General features: G+C 70.2%; 12 protein-coding genes. 9 read left to right on the top strand and 3 right to left on the bottom strand.

Annotated elements, in window-relative coordinates; genetic code table 11:
- Window positions 1–34 precede the first annotated feature (34 nt).
- The 3 genes from ACIHAO_RS18630 to ACIHAO_RS18620 are packed head-to-tail and all read left to right on the top strand — an operon-like array spanning window position 35 to window position 2,922.
- Window positions 35–1,033: a bifunctional oligoribonuclease/PAP phosphatase NrnA gene (locus ACIHAO_RS18630; protein ID WP_396559734.1), complete on the top strand. Its 999-nt coding sequence runs from the start codon at window positions 35–37 to the stop codon at window positions 1,031–1,033.
- 58 nt (window positions 1,034–1,091) lie between these two features.
- On the top strand, window positions 1,092–2,282 hold the full coding sequence (locus tag ACIHAO_RS18625; protein WP_396559348.1) for a preprotein translocase subunit SecY: 1,191 nt from the start codon (window positions 1,092–1,094) through the stop codon (window positions 2,280–2,282).
- Between the two features lie 52 nt (window positions 2,283–2,334).
- Window positions 2,335–2,922 carry a histidine phosphatase family protein gene (locus tag ACIHAO_RS18620; RefSeq protein WP_396559346.1) on the top strand — a complete coding sequence of 196 codons (588 nt, stop codon included), beginning with the start codon at window positions 2,335–2,337 and terminating at the stop codon, window positions 2,920–2,922.
- A gap of 539 nt (window positions 2,923–3,461) precedes the next feature.
- Here the strand turns inward: ACIHAO_RS18620 and ACIHAO_RS18615 are convergent.
- The 3 genes from ACIHAO_RS18615 to ACIHAO_RS18605 are packed head-to-tail and all read right to left on the bottom strand — an operon-like array spanning window position 3,462 to window position 6,483.
- Window positions 3,462–4,778, bottom strand: a complete 1,317-nt coding sequence (locus ACIHAO_RS18615) for a PEP/pyruvate-binding domain-containing protein (RefSeq protein ID WP_396559344.1) — start codon at window positions 4,776–4,778, stop codon at window positions 3,462–3,464.
- On the bottom strand, window positions 4,775–5,389 hold the full coding sequence (locus ACIHAO_RS18610; protein WP_396559342.1) for a transcriptional regulator: 615 nt from the start codon (window positions 5,387–5,389) through the stop codon (window positions 4,775–4,777). The genes ACIHAO_RS18615 and ACIHAO_RS18610 overlap by 4 nt, the downstream gene beginning before the upstream one ends.
- Window positions 5,386–6,483, bottom strand: coding sequence for a TetR/AcrR family transcriptional regulator (locus ACIHAO_RS18605; RefSeq protein ID WP_396559340.1), 1,098 nt, complete (start codon window positions 6,481–6,483; stop codon window positions 5,386–5,388). Before ACIHAO_RS18605 ends, ACIHAO_RS18610 begins: the two co-directional genes overlap by 4 nt.
- Before the next feature lie 89 nt (window positions 6,484–6,572).
- On the opposite strand from ACIHAO_RS18605, the gene ACIHAO_RS18600 reads away from it, so the two are divergent.
- From ACIHAO_RS18600 to ACIHAO_RS18575, 6 genes are all read left to right on the top strand, one after another.
- Window positions 6,573–7,388 (top strand): alpha/beta fold hydrolase, encoded by an 816-nt coding sequence (locus ACIHAO_RS18600; RefSeq protein ID WP_396559338.1) that lies wholly within the window; start codon window positions 6,573–6,575, stop codon window positions 7,386–7,388.
- A complete protein-coding gene (locus ACIHAO_RS18595) occupies window positions 7,385–7,828 on the top strand; it encodes a GbsR/MarR family transcriptional regulator (protein WP_396559336.1) in 444 nt (147 codons plus the stop codon). The genes ACIHAO_RS18600 and ACIHAO_RS18595 overlap by 4 nt, the downstream gene beginning before the upstream one ends.
- A gap of 53 nt (window positions 7,829–7,881) precedes the next feature.
- Window positions 7,882–9,210, top strand: coding sequence for an MATE family efflux transporter (locus tag ACIHAO_RS18590; RefSeq protein WP_396559334.1), 1,329 nt, complete (start codon window positions 7,882–7,884; stop codon window positions 9,208–9,210).
- Window positions 9,211–9,406: 196 nt separating this feature from the next.
- Complete coding sequence (locus tag ACIHAO_RS18585; protein WP_396559332.1) at window positions 9,407–10,717, top strand: nitrate/nitrite transporter; 1,311 nt, start codon at window positions 9,407–9,409, stop codon at window positions 10,715–10,717.
- Between the two features lie 29 nt (window positions 10,718–10,746).
- Window positions 10,747–11,670, top strand: coding sequence for a tRNA pseudouridine(55) synthase TruB (gene truB, locus ACIHAO_RS18580; RefSeq protein ID WP_396559330.1), 924 nt, complete (start codon window positions 10,747–10,749; stop codon window positions 11,668–11,670).
- A gap of 39 nt (window positions 11,671–11,709) precedes the next feature.
- Window positions 11,710–12,672: a bifunctional riboflavin kinase/FAD synthetase gene (locus ACIHAO_RS18575; RefSeq protein WP_396559328.1), complete on the top strand. Its 963-nt coding sequence runs from the start codon at window positions 11,710–11,712 to the stop codon at window positions 12,670–12,672.
- Window positions 12,673–12,690 lie beyond the last annotated feature (18 nt).

The following is a 12,690-nucleotide window of genomic DNA, read 5'->3' as shown; positions in this document are numbered from 1 at the left end:
GAGCGTAGCTTGACTGATTGTGACAGCGACTCCAGTGCCGAACCTCAAAGAAGCCGCCGCCCTGCTGGCGCGCGCGAACGACGTGACCCTGCTCGGCCATGTCCGTCCGGACGCCGACGCGCTCGGCAGCGCGCTGGCGCTGGGCCGGGCCCTCCAGTCGCGCGGGGGCGTCAAGGTCCGCGTGTCGGTCGGCGAGCCCGAGGAAATGCCCGAAACCCTGCGGAGCCTGGACGTCGGCGGGCTCTATGTCCCCGCGAGCGAGCTGCCGGAGAGTGAGCAGTTGCTGGTCGCGCTGGACACGCCCACCCCGGGCAGGCTCGGGAAGCTCGCGTCGCGGGTGGACGCCGTCCGCGCGGCCGGGGGCGACGTCCTGGTGATCGATCATCACGCGTCCAACGTCTTCTACGGCACGCACCACGTCGTCGACGACACCGCCGAGGCCACCGCCGTCCTCGTTTTCGCGTTACTGCGGGAGCTGGGCACGGAGATCGACGAGCCGATCGCGCGCTGTCTCTACGCGGGGCTGGTCACCGACACGAGCGGGTTCCGCCGGGCCCGGCCGTCCACCCATCTGATGGCCGCGAAGCTGCTCGAAGCGGGTGTGGACCCGGACAAGGTGGTCCGCGAGATCGTCGACGACCATCCGTTCGCGTGGCTGCCGATGCTTTCGGACGTGCTCGCGGGGGCCCGCCTCGAGCCGGACGAAGCACGCGGTTTCGGGCTCGCGCACGCGGTCGTGACGCTCGACGTCGCGCGGAGTGTGCGCGCGGAGGAGGTCGAAGCGGTCATCGATGTCGTCCGGTCCACGCGGGAGGCCGGGGTCGCCGTGGTGCTCAAGGAAGCCGAGCCGACCGGGCCGAAGCAGCGGTGGACGGTGTCGCTTCGTTCGGCGGGCGGCGTCGACGTTTCGGCGGCGGCAGGGGAACTGGGTGGCGGCGGTCATCGGCAGGCGGCCGGATGCACCGCGGAGGGCACGGCGGGCGAGGTGCTCGACAAGCTGAGGGCGGCCTTGTCGAGGGCGCCTTTGCTGTGACCTGGGCGCGGGCGGTGTCATCGTAATTTCATCGGTCGTCCCTAGCGTGATCCCCACGATGAACGACAGAGCCTCCCTCCGCCGCCGGATCCTGGTCACGCTGGGTGTGATCGTGGTGTTCCGGCTGGGCCAGAGCGTGCCCGCCCCCTCCGTGACCGTCCGCGCACCGGAAACCGATCACCCGCTGCGCTGGATCCTCGACCTCCTCACCGGCGGCGGCCTGTTCACGCTGCCGGTGTTCGCTTTCGGTGTCCTTCCCTGCCTGGCCGCGCCGCCCGTCCTGCGCGCGCTGATCGTCCTGATCCCGCGGCTGGCCGCGCTGCGGGCCGAAGGGGAGGCCGGCGCACGTGTGCTGAAGCGCTACCGGCGACGGCTCACCGTCGGACTCGGCCTGCTGGGCGCGATCGGCGTGCTCGGGTTTCGCGGTCAGGACGCCCTCGACACGGTTGTCGCCGTGGCGTGCCTGACGGTGGGCACCGCGCTGGTCCTGCGGCTGACCGAGGTGATCACCGAGCGGGGATTCGGTGACGGCGTGCGGATCCTGCTGCTCGCGCAGGTGCTGGCCGTGCTGCCGCCGGAATTCCTGCGGCTGTACGAAAAAACGGGCTGGGCGGCCATCGCGGTCATGGCCGTGGTGACGCTGTCGATCACGGTGATCACGATCGTCGTCGCGCAGGGACAGCGTCGCGTCCCGGTGCAGTACGCGAAGCGGATGATCGGCAGGCGTGCCTTCGGCGGGACCGCGACCTACATCCCGCTTCGGTTCCCCCAGGCGAACAGCCCGGCCGTGCTGGCCGCGGTGCTGCTGTCCGTACCGGTGCTCTTGCCCGGCGCGACCTGGCTGGGGTGGCTGCGTGACGAGGGCGATCCCAGGCGGATCGCGGTCTATTTCCTGCTCGTCTGCCTCTTCGCCTTCATGAGGGCGGCCGTGGCACAGGACATGGACAAGGTGGCGAGCGAGCTGGTGCGGGTCGGCGGCTTCGTCCCCGGGATCCGGCCCGGGAACGCGACCGCCGAATACCTCGACTACGTGAACCGCCGGATCATCGCCTTCGGAGCTCTCTGCTCCGGAGTGGTCGCGGTGCTCCCGGTCGCCGGGCTGGGCTTACTGGACGTGAGCCCCCGGGTTCCCGTCGTCGGCGTGGCCTTGCAGGTGGTCCTCGTGTTCCTCGTCGGTGTCGCGCTCGACACCACGCGGCAGATCCAGGCACTCCGTCTCCAGCGGCAGTACGAACCGTTCCTCCGCTGAGTAAGATGTTGTTACCATTGGGATGGTAACAACATCCAGGAGCGAGGGCGTCATGGCGACGAGACACCTGTACGTGGTCCGGCACGGGGCTGCGGATCCGTTCGGCGAGTTGACGGAAGTGGGGCGGCGCCAATGCGAACTGCTGGCGAAGCGGCTCGCGCGCCTGCCGGTGGACGCCGTATGGCATTCACCGCTGTCGCGTGCGGTGAAGACCGCGGAGATCATCGGCGAGCACCTCACGGGTACGTCGGTGGGCGAGGCGGCGGAGCTGGTGGACAACGTGCCGCACGTGCCCGCCGATCCGCCTCCGGCCTGGCGCGGGCTGTTCGACGGCTACGACCCTGAGGAAGCGGCTGAGGGGGCGCGGATCGCCGCCGCGTTGACCGAGCGGTTCGCTCGCCCTACCGAGAGGGAAACGCACGAAGTGCTGGTGACACACGCTTATCCGGTCGCCTGGTTGGTGTGCGACGCGCTCGACGCGCCACCGGAGCGCTGGCTGGGATTGAGCTGCGGGAACACCGCGTTGACGGTGATCGACCACTACGACGGCGCCGCCCCGTCGTTGCTGATGTACAACGACATGGGGCATCTCCCGGACGAGCTGCGATGGACGGGCTTCGGGCCGGGCCAGCGTCCCTGAGCGTCGTGAGGAGTAAGGGTCGCCGGGGGCCGTGAGTGGCGATTCGGGTTCTGGCGAGCCTCTGCTTAGGTACCTACTGTGTGACCTGCGACGTTTCTTGGGTGATGCCGGGTTTGAAGTACATGAAGGACCCCTTCCTGTACTTAGGCGCAAGGATGGGGTCCTTCATGTACTGGGGGTGCGCGTGAAGGCCCCCCTTCCCTGCTCTTCGGCGCTTCCCACGGCCCGGCGTCGAACTCTCATGTCGTGAAGGGCCCCTTTGAGACGGTGAAGGTCTCAAAGGGGCCCTTCACGACATCCCCGCGACCGCGAAAACTCACGCGAGCGCCTGACTGGAGTCCTGTACGTACCTGGGGAAGGTGTGAAGGTCGAGTTTCCTTCGCTGAGCCGAGGGGAAGGGGGCCTTCACGCGCAGCCGCTGTGACTGCTAGTGCCTGGGGGGCGAACGTGGGGATTACCGAGTCCGCAGCCTGGCACCAACCGCCGCCGAAACCCGCGTAGATACCTAAGGCACCCGTGGCCTTAACCCGAAGCGCCACTCACGACCGCGGCAGGCGAGCGGCTTCTTCGGCCCAGGCCAGGAAACGTTCCAGATGGTCCCCGGTCTCCCTCGTGACCGTCGGCACGCGGCCGAGGGCGACCTCGCCGCCGGTTCCGTCGATGGTCACGAGCGTTCCTTCGTCGAGAGTGCGCTCGCCCACGGTGATCGACGCGTTCGTTTCGTCGATGGCGAGTGTGCCCATGCCGACCACGGCGGGTTTGCCGAGGGAGCGGGCGACGACGGCGGCGTGACTGGCCGGGCCGCCGCGTGCCGTGAGGATGCCCGCCGCCACCGCGAGTCCGTTCATGTCGTTCGGGGAGGTTTCGGGGCGGACGAGGACGACCGGGCCGTCGGCCGCCATCCGTCTCGCCGCCTCGGTGGTCGTGGCGATCCTGCCGGTGGCGACGCCTGGGCAGGCGCCTGTTCCGCGACCGAGCAGGGTCGTATCCGGCCGCGGGGCGATGCGAGGCGTGCGGGCGCGTTCGATCTGCCGGCGTGAAACCCGGTGCAGCGCCTCGGTTCGGCCGATCCGTCCTTCGTCGGCGAGGTCGACGGCGACCCTGATCGCCGCGGCACCGGTGAAACGTCCGGGGCGTACCTGGAGGAGCCACAGGACCCCGGTTTCGAAGGTGAACTCGACATAGACGGCGTCGCGGTAGTGGTCTTCCAACCGGTCCAGGGCGTCGGTCAGTGCCTTCCACACGCGCGGTTCGCGGGTGGTGAGTCCGGTGAGGGGCAGCACAGGCGAGGTGCCCGCGACGACGTCTTCCCCCTGATGGCCGAACAGCACGTCACCGAACGGGGTGGGCTCGCCGGTGTTGGGGTTCCTGCTGAAGGCGACTCCGGTGCCGCTTCGGCCGTCTCGGTCGCCGTAGACCATCTCCTGGACGATCACGGCGGTGCCCAGATCGTGGTCGATGCCGTGCAGTTCCCGGTAGGTGCGTGCCCGCGGTGTGTCCCAGGAGGCGAAGACCGCCTCGACGGCCGTCTCCAGCTGCTCGGCGGTGGGCCGGAGATTCAGGATGGTGTCCATCATGCCGGGCATCGACACGCCGGCCCCGGAGCGCACCGACACGGTCAATGGTGACGAGCCTGCGGTCTCTTCCAGCGTTCGCGTCGCCGCGGTCAGCTCGTCACGGAGCCCGTCGGGGAAGTGGCCGTCGCGCAGGAAAGCACGGCACGCTTCGGTGGTGACGACGAATCCGGCCGGCACCGGCAGGCCGAGCCGGTGCAGATCGAGGAGTCCGTGGGCCTTCGCGCCGATGAGCCCGGGATCCTCCCGGGTGTCCGGAGTGAGCTTTCGCAGCCACTTCACCGCGGAATGCCCAGTGTCGCAAGGAGATCTTCGTGCAGTTCGGCCCAGACGACGTGGTACGACGCGGTCGAATCCGCGACGTAGGCATGCTCGCCTGATCGGGCCCGGCCGAGGGCGCTCGCCAGTCGCACGCGATACCGGCCGAAGCGCGGCAGCGCCGCCTCCAAGGCGTGACACACCGGCATCATGCGCTCGTGCAGGTCGGCGAAGCGACCGAGGACGCGGGCGTCGTAGGCCGGGTCGTCGTGGTCGTTCACGATCTGCTCTCCCTCCACGGGACGGAGCTGCCATGCGGTGCAGAGGTCGAGCAGTTCCGGGTTGAGCACCAGGAACCGGTCGAAAGCAGCCTTGACCGCCGCGCGAGCACCGGCGGCCTCCAGCTGTGCGGTGATGCGCTCGGCATCGGCTTCGCGACCGGCGTCGGTGCACCCCCAGGCGTCAAGGCCGCTCAGCCGCGTGACCTGCCCCGCGACCGCGAGGTCGATCAGCTCCGACTCGAGTTCGGACTCGCTCAACCCGGTGGTCGCCGACAAGCGCGGCAATCCGGCGTAACCGCCGCAGCGCAGGGCATGCAGCACGAGCAGCCCGGTATCCGAACCGGCGCGGGTCACGTCGTGGCTCCTTCGGTACGGGCGGTTTCCGATTTCGCGACGGCGTACGCGGCGCCCCGGCCCTCGGCGCGGGCGACGACGGCCTTCCCGCGGACGCGCACCGCGGCTTCGGTGCTGTCGCCGACTTCTGACAAGCCGACCGCGGCCGCGACGCGGGCATCGTCGTCGAACACGAGATGAAGGTGCCCCGGCAGTGGGGAAGGGGAGACCTGACGCAGGCACGACACCAGGTCGCCGACGCGCAGGCGAATGAGCTGGCCGGTGTTCGCGGCATCGCCGGTGACGACGACGATGGTGACCTGCTCGCCGGGCCGCGCCGACCGCACGGCCTCCTCGGCCGCTTCCAGCCTCGCGCCTCCCAGCACGACCACCACGCCTTCCGAGGCCAGATCGACCACGTCCGCGGTGAGCGGATCGCGGACATCGGCGGGCGGCGTCCATGCCTCCCGCACCCGAGCCGCGGGTGTCACGTAGGGCAGATGAGCCGGTGCCCAGACGTCTGTCAGGTCGAGGCTCGCCAGGTGCTCGCACGCGCGTGCCCGGTCGAAGGGGTCGCCGAAGCCGGGAGCCTGCTCCGCGATGAGACTCGAACCGCCGAGCAGCGTCAACGCCAGCTCGGCCAGGCGGACACGGCGCCCCGGCGGGTCTTCGGGGGCGCAGGACTCCAGCGTCAGCGCCAGCAGCAGCGCTTCCAGCCGGGCGGTCTGGGCGAGGACGACTCGTCCCGTTTCGTCCTCGATGACACCGGTCAGGGAACGCAAGTGCAGGCGTCCACCGGCGGCGGGGTCGTCGACCAGGGGCAGCCTGTCCAGCCAGACCCGCGCGAACGTGCTCAGCGCTTCGCCCGCAGACCCCGGCTCCTCGGCGGCGAGGGGGGTGTCCGCCTGCTCGACCAGGTCGACCAGCACCGCGAGATACAACGCGCGTTTGCCGGGAAAGTTCGAATACACCGCCCCCCTGGTCAGTTCCGCCCGCTCGGCGATGCGGTCCACTTTCGCCGCGCCGTACCCGTACTCGACGAACTCCGCCCGTGCCGCCGCCAGGACCGCGGCACGGGTCCGCGCCTGCTGCTGCGCTCGTGTCAGCCGGACCATCACACTTCCTTCCCTCGCCTCGACGGCAGGATACCAACACCATTCCGATGATTGCGACATCTGGTCGGTGAATTTGCTATATTCGGAAAATGCTGAATATAAGCGAGGTGCTGCACCGGGACGGCGCAGAGTTGCGCTACGGCGACCTCCCGGGGGAGCGGCGCCCGATCGTCTTCACCCATGGCGCCGGGATGGACCACCGGATGTTCGACGCGCAGGCGGAGGCCCTGCATGAGGCAGGCCACCGGGTCGTCAGCTGGGACCAACGCGCGCACGGCGAGTCGAGCCTCGCACCGGGTGCCCGTTTCACCGCGACGGCGGCGCTCGACGACCTGATCGCCCTGCTCGATCACCTCGGGCTCCACCGGCCGATCCTCATCGGACACTCGCTCGGCGGGAACCTTGCGCAGGCGCTCGTCCGCCGCGTCCCCGAGCGCGCCCACGGCCTCATCGTCGTGGGATCCACCTGGAACGCCGGTCCGCTCGGCCCGGGGGAGCGGCTCCTGCTGAAGCTCGCCGCCCCGGCACTGGCGCTGATCCCCGCGTCGCGGCTGCCGGGCATCATGGCCCGCGCCTCGGCCGAGACGCCGGAGGGGATCGCCGACTGCGAGGCGGTGTTCGCCCGGATGCCCAAACGTGTCTTCCTCGACGTCTGGCGGGCCACCGTGTCACTCGTCCACCCGGAACCGGGGCACCGCTCGCCGGTTCCGCTCGGCCTCGTTCGCGGCGACGGCGACCGCACCGGCAACATCGCGTCCGCGATGCCCCGCTGGGCGCGGGCCGAAGGCGTCACCGAGCACGTCATCCCCGGCGCCGGGCACGTGGTCACCCTCGACGCGGCGGAGGCGACGACCAAGGCCATCAGGGCCATCATCGACGGCTGGGACGCGGAGCCTTCGGCATGACGGCCGCGGAAGACCGCGCCGAGTTCGTCACGGCCATGGGCGACTTCCTCGGGTCGTGGAACCTGCCCCGGACGACGGGCCGGGTCTACGGACAGCTCCTGCTCGGCTCCGGACCCGTGTCGCTGGACGAACTCGGCGCGGCACTGGGCCTCAGCAAAGGGGCGGTGAGCGTGGCCGTCCGCGAGCTGGTCTCGTGGGGGCTCGCCAGGACCATCCCGCAGCCGGGCAGCCGCCGTCTGCTCATCGAGGCGGTGAGCGGATTCGAGCAGCTCCTCGCCGCCAGTCACGAACGGACCCGCGCCTTCGTCCGAGTGCTCCGGAGTGGAGCCCGGTCCGCCGAGGGCGAGCCGGCCGAGGCCAGACTGGAGGAGGTCGCCGAATTCTTCGAGTCCTATGTGGACGCCGGAGACCGGATGCTGCGCGGCAGGCGGGCGCGATGACCACGTTCGCCACACGAGCCGTTCGAGTGACCGCGGCCGACGTTTAGTCTGCGGTGGTGCCTGAAGCTTCCGAACTCGACGAGCGCGTCCCACCGAAACGCGTACTCGGCCTCGCCGTGCCCGCGCTCGGCGTCCTCGCGGCCGAACCGCTGTACGTCCTGGTGGACACGGCCGTCGTCGGGCATCTCGGCGCCCTGCCGCTGGCCGGGCTCGCGGTCGGCGGTGTCGTGCTGTCGCAGGTTTCGAGCCAGCTGACGTTCCTTTCGTACGGCACCACGTCGCGGACGGCACGGCTGCACGGCGCCGGACGTCGCGGCGACGCGGTCCGCGAAGGTGTCCAGGCGACCTGGCTCGCGGTGATCGTCGGGCTGGTCGTGATCGTCGCCGGGCAGCTGCTGGCCGCGCCCATCGCCCGGGTCCTCTCCGGGGACGCCGCGATCACCGACGCGGCCGTCTCCTGGCTGCGGATCGCGCTGTTCGGGACGCCGTTCATCCTCATCACGATGGCGGGCAACGGCTGGATGCGCGGCGTGCAGGACTCCGCGAAACCGTTGCGCTATGTCTTGGCGGGCAACGGGATCTCCGCCGTGCTGTGCCCGCTTCTGGTGTACGGCGCGGACTGGGGACTGGAAGGTTCGGCGATCGCGAACGTCGTCGCGCAGGTGATCTCGGCGTCGCTGTTCATCGTGGCACTGGTGCGGGAGCGGGTCGGGCTGCGCCCGGAACCGAAGGTGATGCGCGCCCAGCTCGGCCTCGGCCGGGACCTGGTGCTGCGCAGTCTCGCCTTCCAGGCGTGCTTCGTCTCCGCCGCCGCGGTCGCCGCGCGGACGTCCACCGAGGCGGTCGGCGCGCACCAGGTCGTGCTCCAGCTGTGGACGTTCCTCGCCCTCGTCCTGGACTCGCTCGCGATCGCCGCGCAGTCGCTCGTGGGCGCCGCCCTCGGCGCCGGTGCGAGCAAACGGGCGCGTGGTGTGTCGAACCAGATCACCGTGTACGGCCTGATATTCGGCTGTTTCCTCGGTGTCGTGTTCGCGTCGGTGGCCGGGGTGCTGCCGCAGGTGTTCACCTCGGACGCGGCCGTGCTCGGGCAGATCCCGCACGCGTGGTGGTTCTTCGTCGCGCTGCAACCGATCGCCGGGGTGGTGTTCGCGCTGGACGGTGTCCTGCTCGGCGCCGGCGACGCCGCCTTCCTGCGCAACGCGACGCTGCTGAGCGCTGCGCTGGGGTTCCTGCCGCTGGTCTGGCTGTCGCTCGCGTTCGGCTGGGGGCTGGCCGGGATCTGGACCGGGCTCTCGCTGTTCATGCTGCTGCGGCTGGCGACCTTGCTGGTGCGGTGGCGCTCGGGACGATGGGCCGTGGAAGGCGCCGTCCGCGCGGCCTGACCCCGCGCAATTCGTCACCTACTTGCGTCCCGGACCACCGCAAGTAGGTGACGAATTGCGGAGGTGGCGAGCGTCCCTGTGGCGAAAATTACCCGGGTAACGGCTATGTTTCGTCATTGCTTAGGAGTTACAACTATATGAGGCGGCAGCGCGGGCGTCTCTTGTTGCCCGGAGCCGTCCTCGAGGAGGAAACACTGTGACAGGCCGAGCCACCCGCCGGTCCTGGTTCATCTGGTTCGCCGCCGTCACCGTCTATCTTCTCGCCGTCTTCCACCGCACGTCGTTCGGCGTCGCCGGGCTCCAGGCCGCCGACCGCTTCGGCGTCGGCGCGGCCGCGCTCGGCACGTTCACCGTGCTGCAGGTCGGCGTCTACGCCGCGATGCAGATCCCCACCGGCGTCCTCGTCGACCGCTACGGCCCGCGCCGCGTGCTCACCGGCGCCGTGTTCTTCCTCGGCCTCGGCCAGCTCCTGCTCGCGGTCGCCGATTCCTATCCGCTCGGCCTGCTCGCCCGCGCCGTCGTCGGTTTCGGTGACGCGCTGACCTTCGTGAGCATCCTGCGGCTGATCGCCACGCATTTCCCCGGCCGCCAGTACGCGTTGCTCGCCGCGTTGACCGGGGCGATCGGTTACGTCGGCAACCTCGCCGCGACCCTTCCGCTCGGCCTGCTGCTCGACGGTCCCGGCTGGACCCCGACGTTCCTCGCCGCCGGCCTGGTGACCGCGTTGTACACCGCCGTCGTCGCCCTCCGCGTCGAAGACATCCCACGCGGTGTGCCGGAACCCGTCCGCGAAAAGGTGCATCCGAAGGTGCTGGGCCGCCAGGTCGCCGACGCGTGGCGCACCCCGGGGACCCGGCTCGGATTCTGGGTGCACTTCAGCACGATGTTCGCCCCCAACGTGCTGACCATGCTGTGGGGAGTCCCGTTCCTGGTGCAGGGACAGGGATATCCGAAGTCCACCGCGAGTTCGCTGCTGATCGTCTTCGTGTTCGGCTCGATGATCGGCGGCCCGATCGTCGGCGGCCTGATCGGACGGCGGCCGTCGCTGCGGATGCCGCTCGTCGGCGGGTACATCGGCGGCGCCGCGGTGATGTGGGCGGTCCTGCTCGGCTGGAACGGGACGGTCCCTGTCGCGGTCCTGGTCCCCGCGTTCGCGTTCCTCTCCCTCGGCGGCCCCGCGTCGATGATCGGCTTCGCGCTGGCGCGGGACTACAACCCGCTCTCGCGCGTCGGCACCGCGACCGGGGTCGTGAACGTCGGCGGGTTCGTCGCCACGACGATCTCGGCGCTCGCGGTCGGCGTGCTGCTGGAGTGGACGGGCGGCACGTTCCGCCTGGCGCTGCTGTCCGTCATGGCGGTGCTCGCGTTCGGCACCTTCCGGATGCTCGTGTGGTGGCGGCGCACCCGCGCCGTGCTGTTCGAGGCCGAGGCCCGCGGCGAGGAGATCCCGGTGCAGATCCGGCGCCGCCGCTGGGACGCCGAAGCGCCGATGCCCGTCTCGTCCTAGGCGAAGGCCCGAAAGATAGGGTTCGGCCCGTGTCGCGCCCCAATCAGGTTCCCGCCAAGAAACGTCCCGCTCCGCCGCCCGGTCTCGTCATCGTCGACAAACCGTCCGGGATGACCTCCCACGACGTCGTCGCCAGGGCGCGGCGCTTCATGGGCACCCGCAAGGTCGGGCACGCCGGCACCCTCGACCCGATGGCCACCGGCGTGCTGGTGCTCGGCATCGAACGCGCGACGAAACTCCTCGGCCATCTCGCGCTGGACCGCAAGACCTACCTCGCGACCCTCTCCTTGGGACTGTCCACCACGACCGACGACGCCGAGGGCGAGCCGATCGCCGAAGCCGCCCCGGAAACTGTCGAGAAGATCACCGACGACGCGATCGCCGCCGGGATCGCCCTGCTGACCGGCGACATCCAGCAGGTGCCGAGCGCGGTCAGCGCGGTGAAGATCGACGGCAAACGCGCGTACGCCAGGGTCCGGGCCGGCGAAGAGGTCGTGATCCCGCCGCGTCCGGTCACCGTGCACCGCTTCGATCTGCTCGCCACCCGCCGCGAGGCCGGCCGGATCGAACTCGACGCCGTCGTCGAGTGTTCGTCCGGGACCTACGTGCGGGCGCTGGCCCGCGACCTCGGCGCCGGGCTCGGCGCCGGCGGGCATCTGCTCGCGTTGCGGCGCACCACGGTCGGGCCCTTCACGCTCGCCAAGGCCCGCACTCTCGATCAGCTCGAAGACAAGCCGGAACTGTCGCTGGACCTCGACGCCGCCGTCGCCGCCGCGTTCCCGCGCCGCGATCTGGACGCCCGTATGGCACAGGCGGTCCGATATGGACAGAGGGTGCCCGCGGCCGGGATCGACGGGACCTACGGGATGTTCGGACCGGACGGCCGGGTGCTCGCGCTCGCCGCGGACGAAGGCGAACTGGCCCGCTCGGTGGTCGTGTTGCTGCCCGCTTAGGGTGGTGCACGAAGCAGGCCTGGAGGAGACGGGGCACAAGTGCAGCGTTGGCGTGGTTTGGGTGACCTTCCCGGGAGCTGGGGACGGTGCGTGGTGACGATCGGCGTCTTCGACGGCGTGCACCGCGGTCATCAGGAGCTGATCTCGAGGACGGTCCGCGCCGCCGCCGAACGCGGTGTGCCGAGTGTGGTGCTGACCTTCGACCCGCATCCGTCGGAGGTGATCCGGCCGGGCAGCCATCCCGCGCAGCTGACCACGTTGCGCCGCAAGGCGGAACTGGTCGAGGGTCTGGGCGTCGACGTCTTCTGTGTACTGCCGTTCACGCTGGAACTGTCGAGGCTGACAGCGCACGAGTTCGTGCACGAGGTCCTCGTGGACAAACTGCACGCGGCCGCGGTGATCGTCGGCGAGAACTTCACCTTCGGCGCCAAGGCCGCCGGTGACGTCAATCTCCTCCGCACGCTGGGGAAGCGGTTCGGTTTCGTGGCCTACGGCGCGGAATTGCAGGGGCTGCTCGCACAACAGCAGACCGAGAACGAGATCACCTTCTCCTCGACCTACGTCCGCTCGTGCATCGACGCCGGAGACGTCATCGCGGCGTCCGAAGCGCTCGGCAGGCCGCACCGGCTGGAGGGCATCGTCGTCCGCGGTGACGGCCGGGGGCACGATCTCGGTTACCCGACGGCGAACCTGTCGACGCCGCGTTTCGCCGCGGTGCCCGCCGACGGGGTCTACAGCGCCTGGTTCACCCGTTCGTCGGATTCCAGCCGACGGCTGCGCGCCGCCGTGTCGGTCGGGACCAACCCGACCTTCTCGGGCCGGGAGCGCACCGTCGAGGCCTTCGTCCTCGACATCGACGAGGATTTCTACGGGCAGCACGTCGCGCTCGATTTCGTCGCCAAGCTGCGGGATCAGGTCCGTTTCCCGACGTCGGAGGGCCTGGTGAAGCAGATCGACGAGGACGTCGCCCGGACCAGGGACCTGCTCGGCGAGCAGGACTGATCGTTTCGGCGCAGGCCG

The sequence above is a fragment of the Amycolatopsis sp. NPDC052450 genome (genome assembly GCF_044547565.1).
In the GTDB taxonomy this organism is placed as follows: Bacteria; Actinomycetota; Actinomycetes; order Mycobacteriales; family Pseudonocardiaceae; genus Amycolatopsis.
This window is presented reverse-complemented; position numbering and strand designations above follow the sequence as displayed.

What these genes read in the sequence shown, in the direction of transcription:
- ACIHAO_RS18625 (WP_396559348.1), top strand. Translation starts at nt 1,092, where the DNA reads ATGAACGACAGAGCCTCCCTCCGCCGCCGGATCCTGGTCACGCTGGGT.
- ACIHAO_RS18620 (WP_396559346.1), top strand. Translation starts at nt 2,335, where the DNA reads ATGGCGACGAGACACCTGTACGTGGTCCGGCACGGGGCTGCGGATCCG.
- ACIHAO_RS18605 (WP_396559340.1), bottom strand. Translation starts at nt 6,483, where the DNA reads ATGGTCCGGCTGACACGAGCGCAGCAGCAGGCGCGGACCCGTGCCGCG.
- ACIHAO_RS18600 (WP_396559338.1), top strand. Translation starts at nt 6,573, where the DNA reads ATGCTGAATATAAGCGAGGTGCTGCACCGGGACGGCGCAGAGTTGCGC.
- ACIHAO_RS18595 (WP_396559336.1), top strand. Translation starts at nt 7,385, where the DNA reads ATGACGGCCGCGGAAGACCGCGCCGAGTTCGTCACGGCCATGGGCGAC.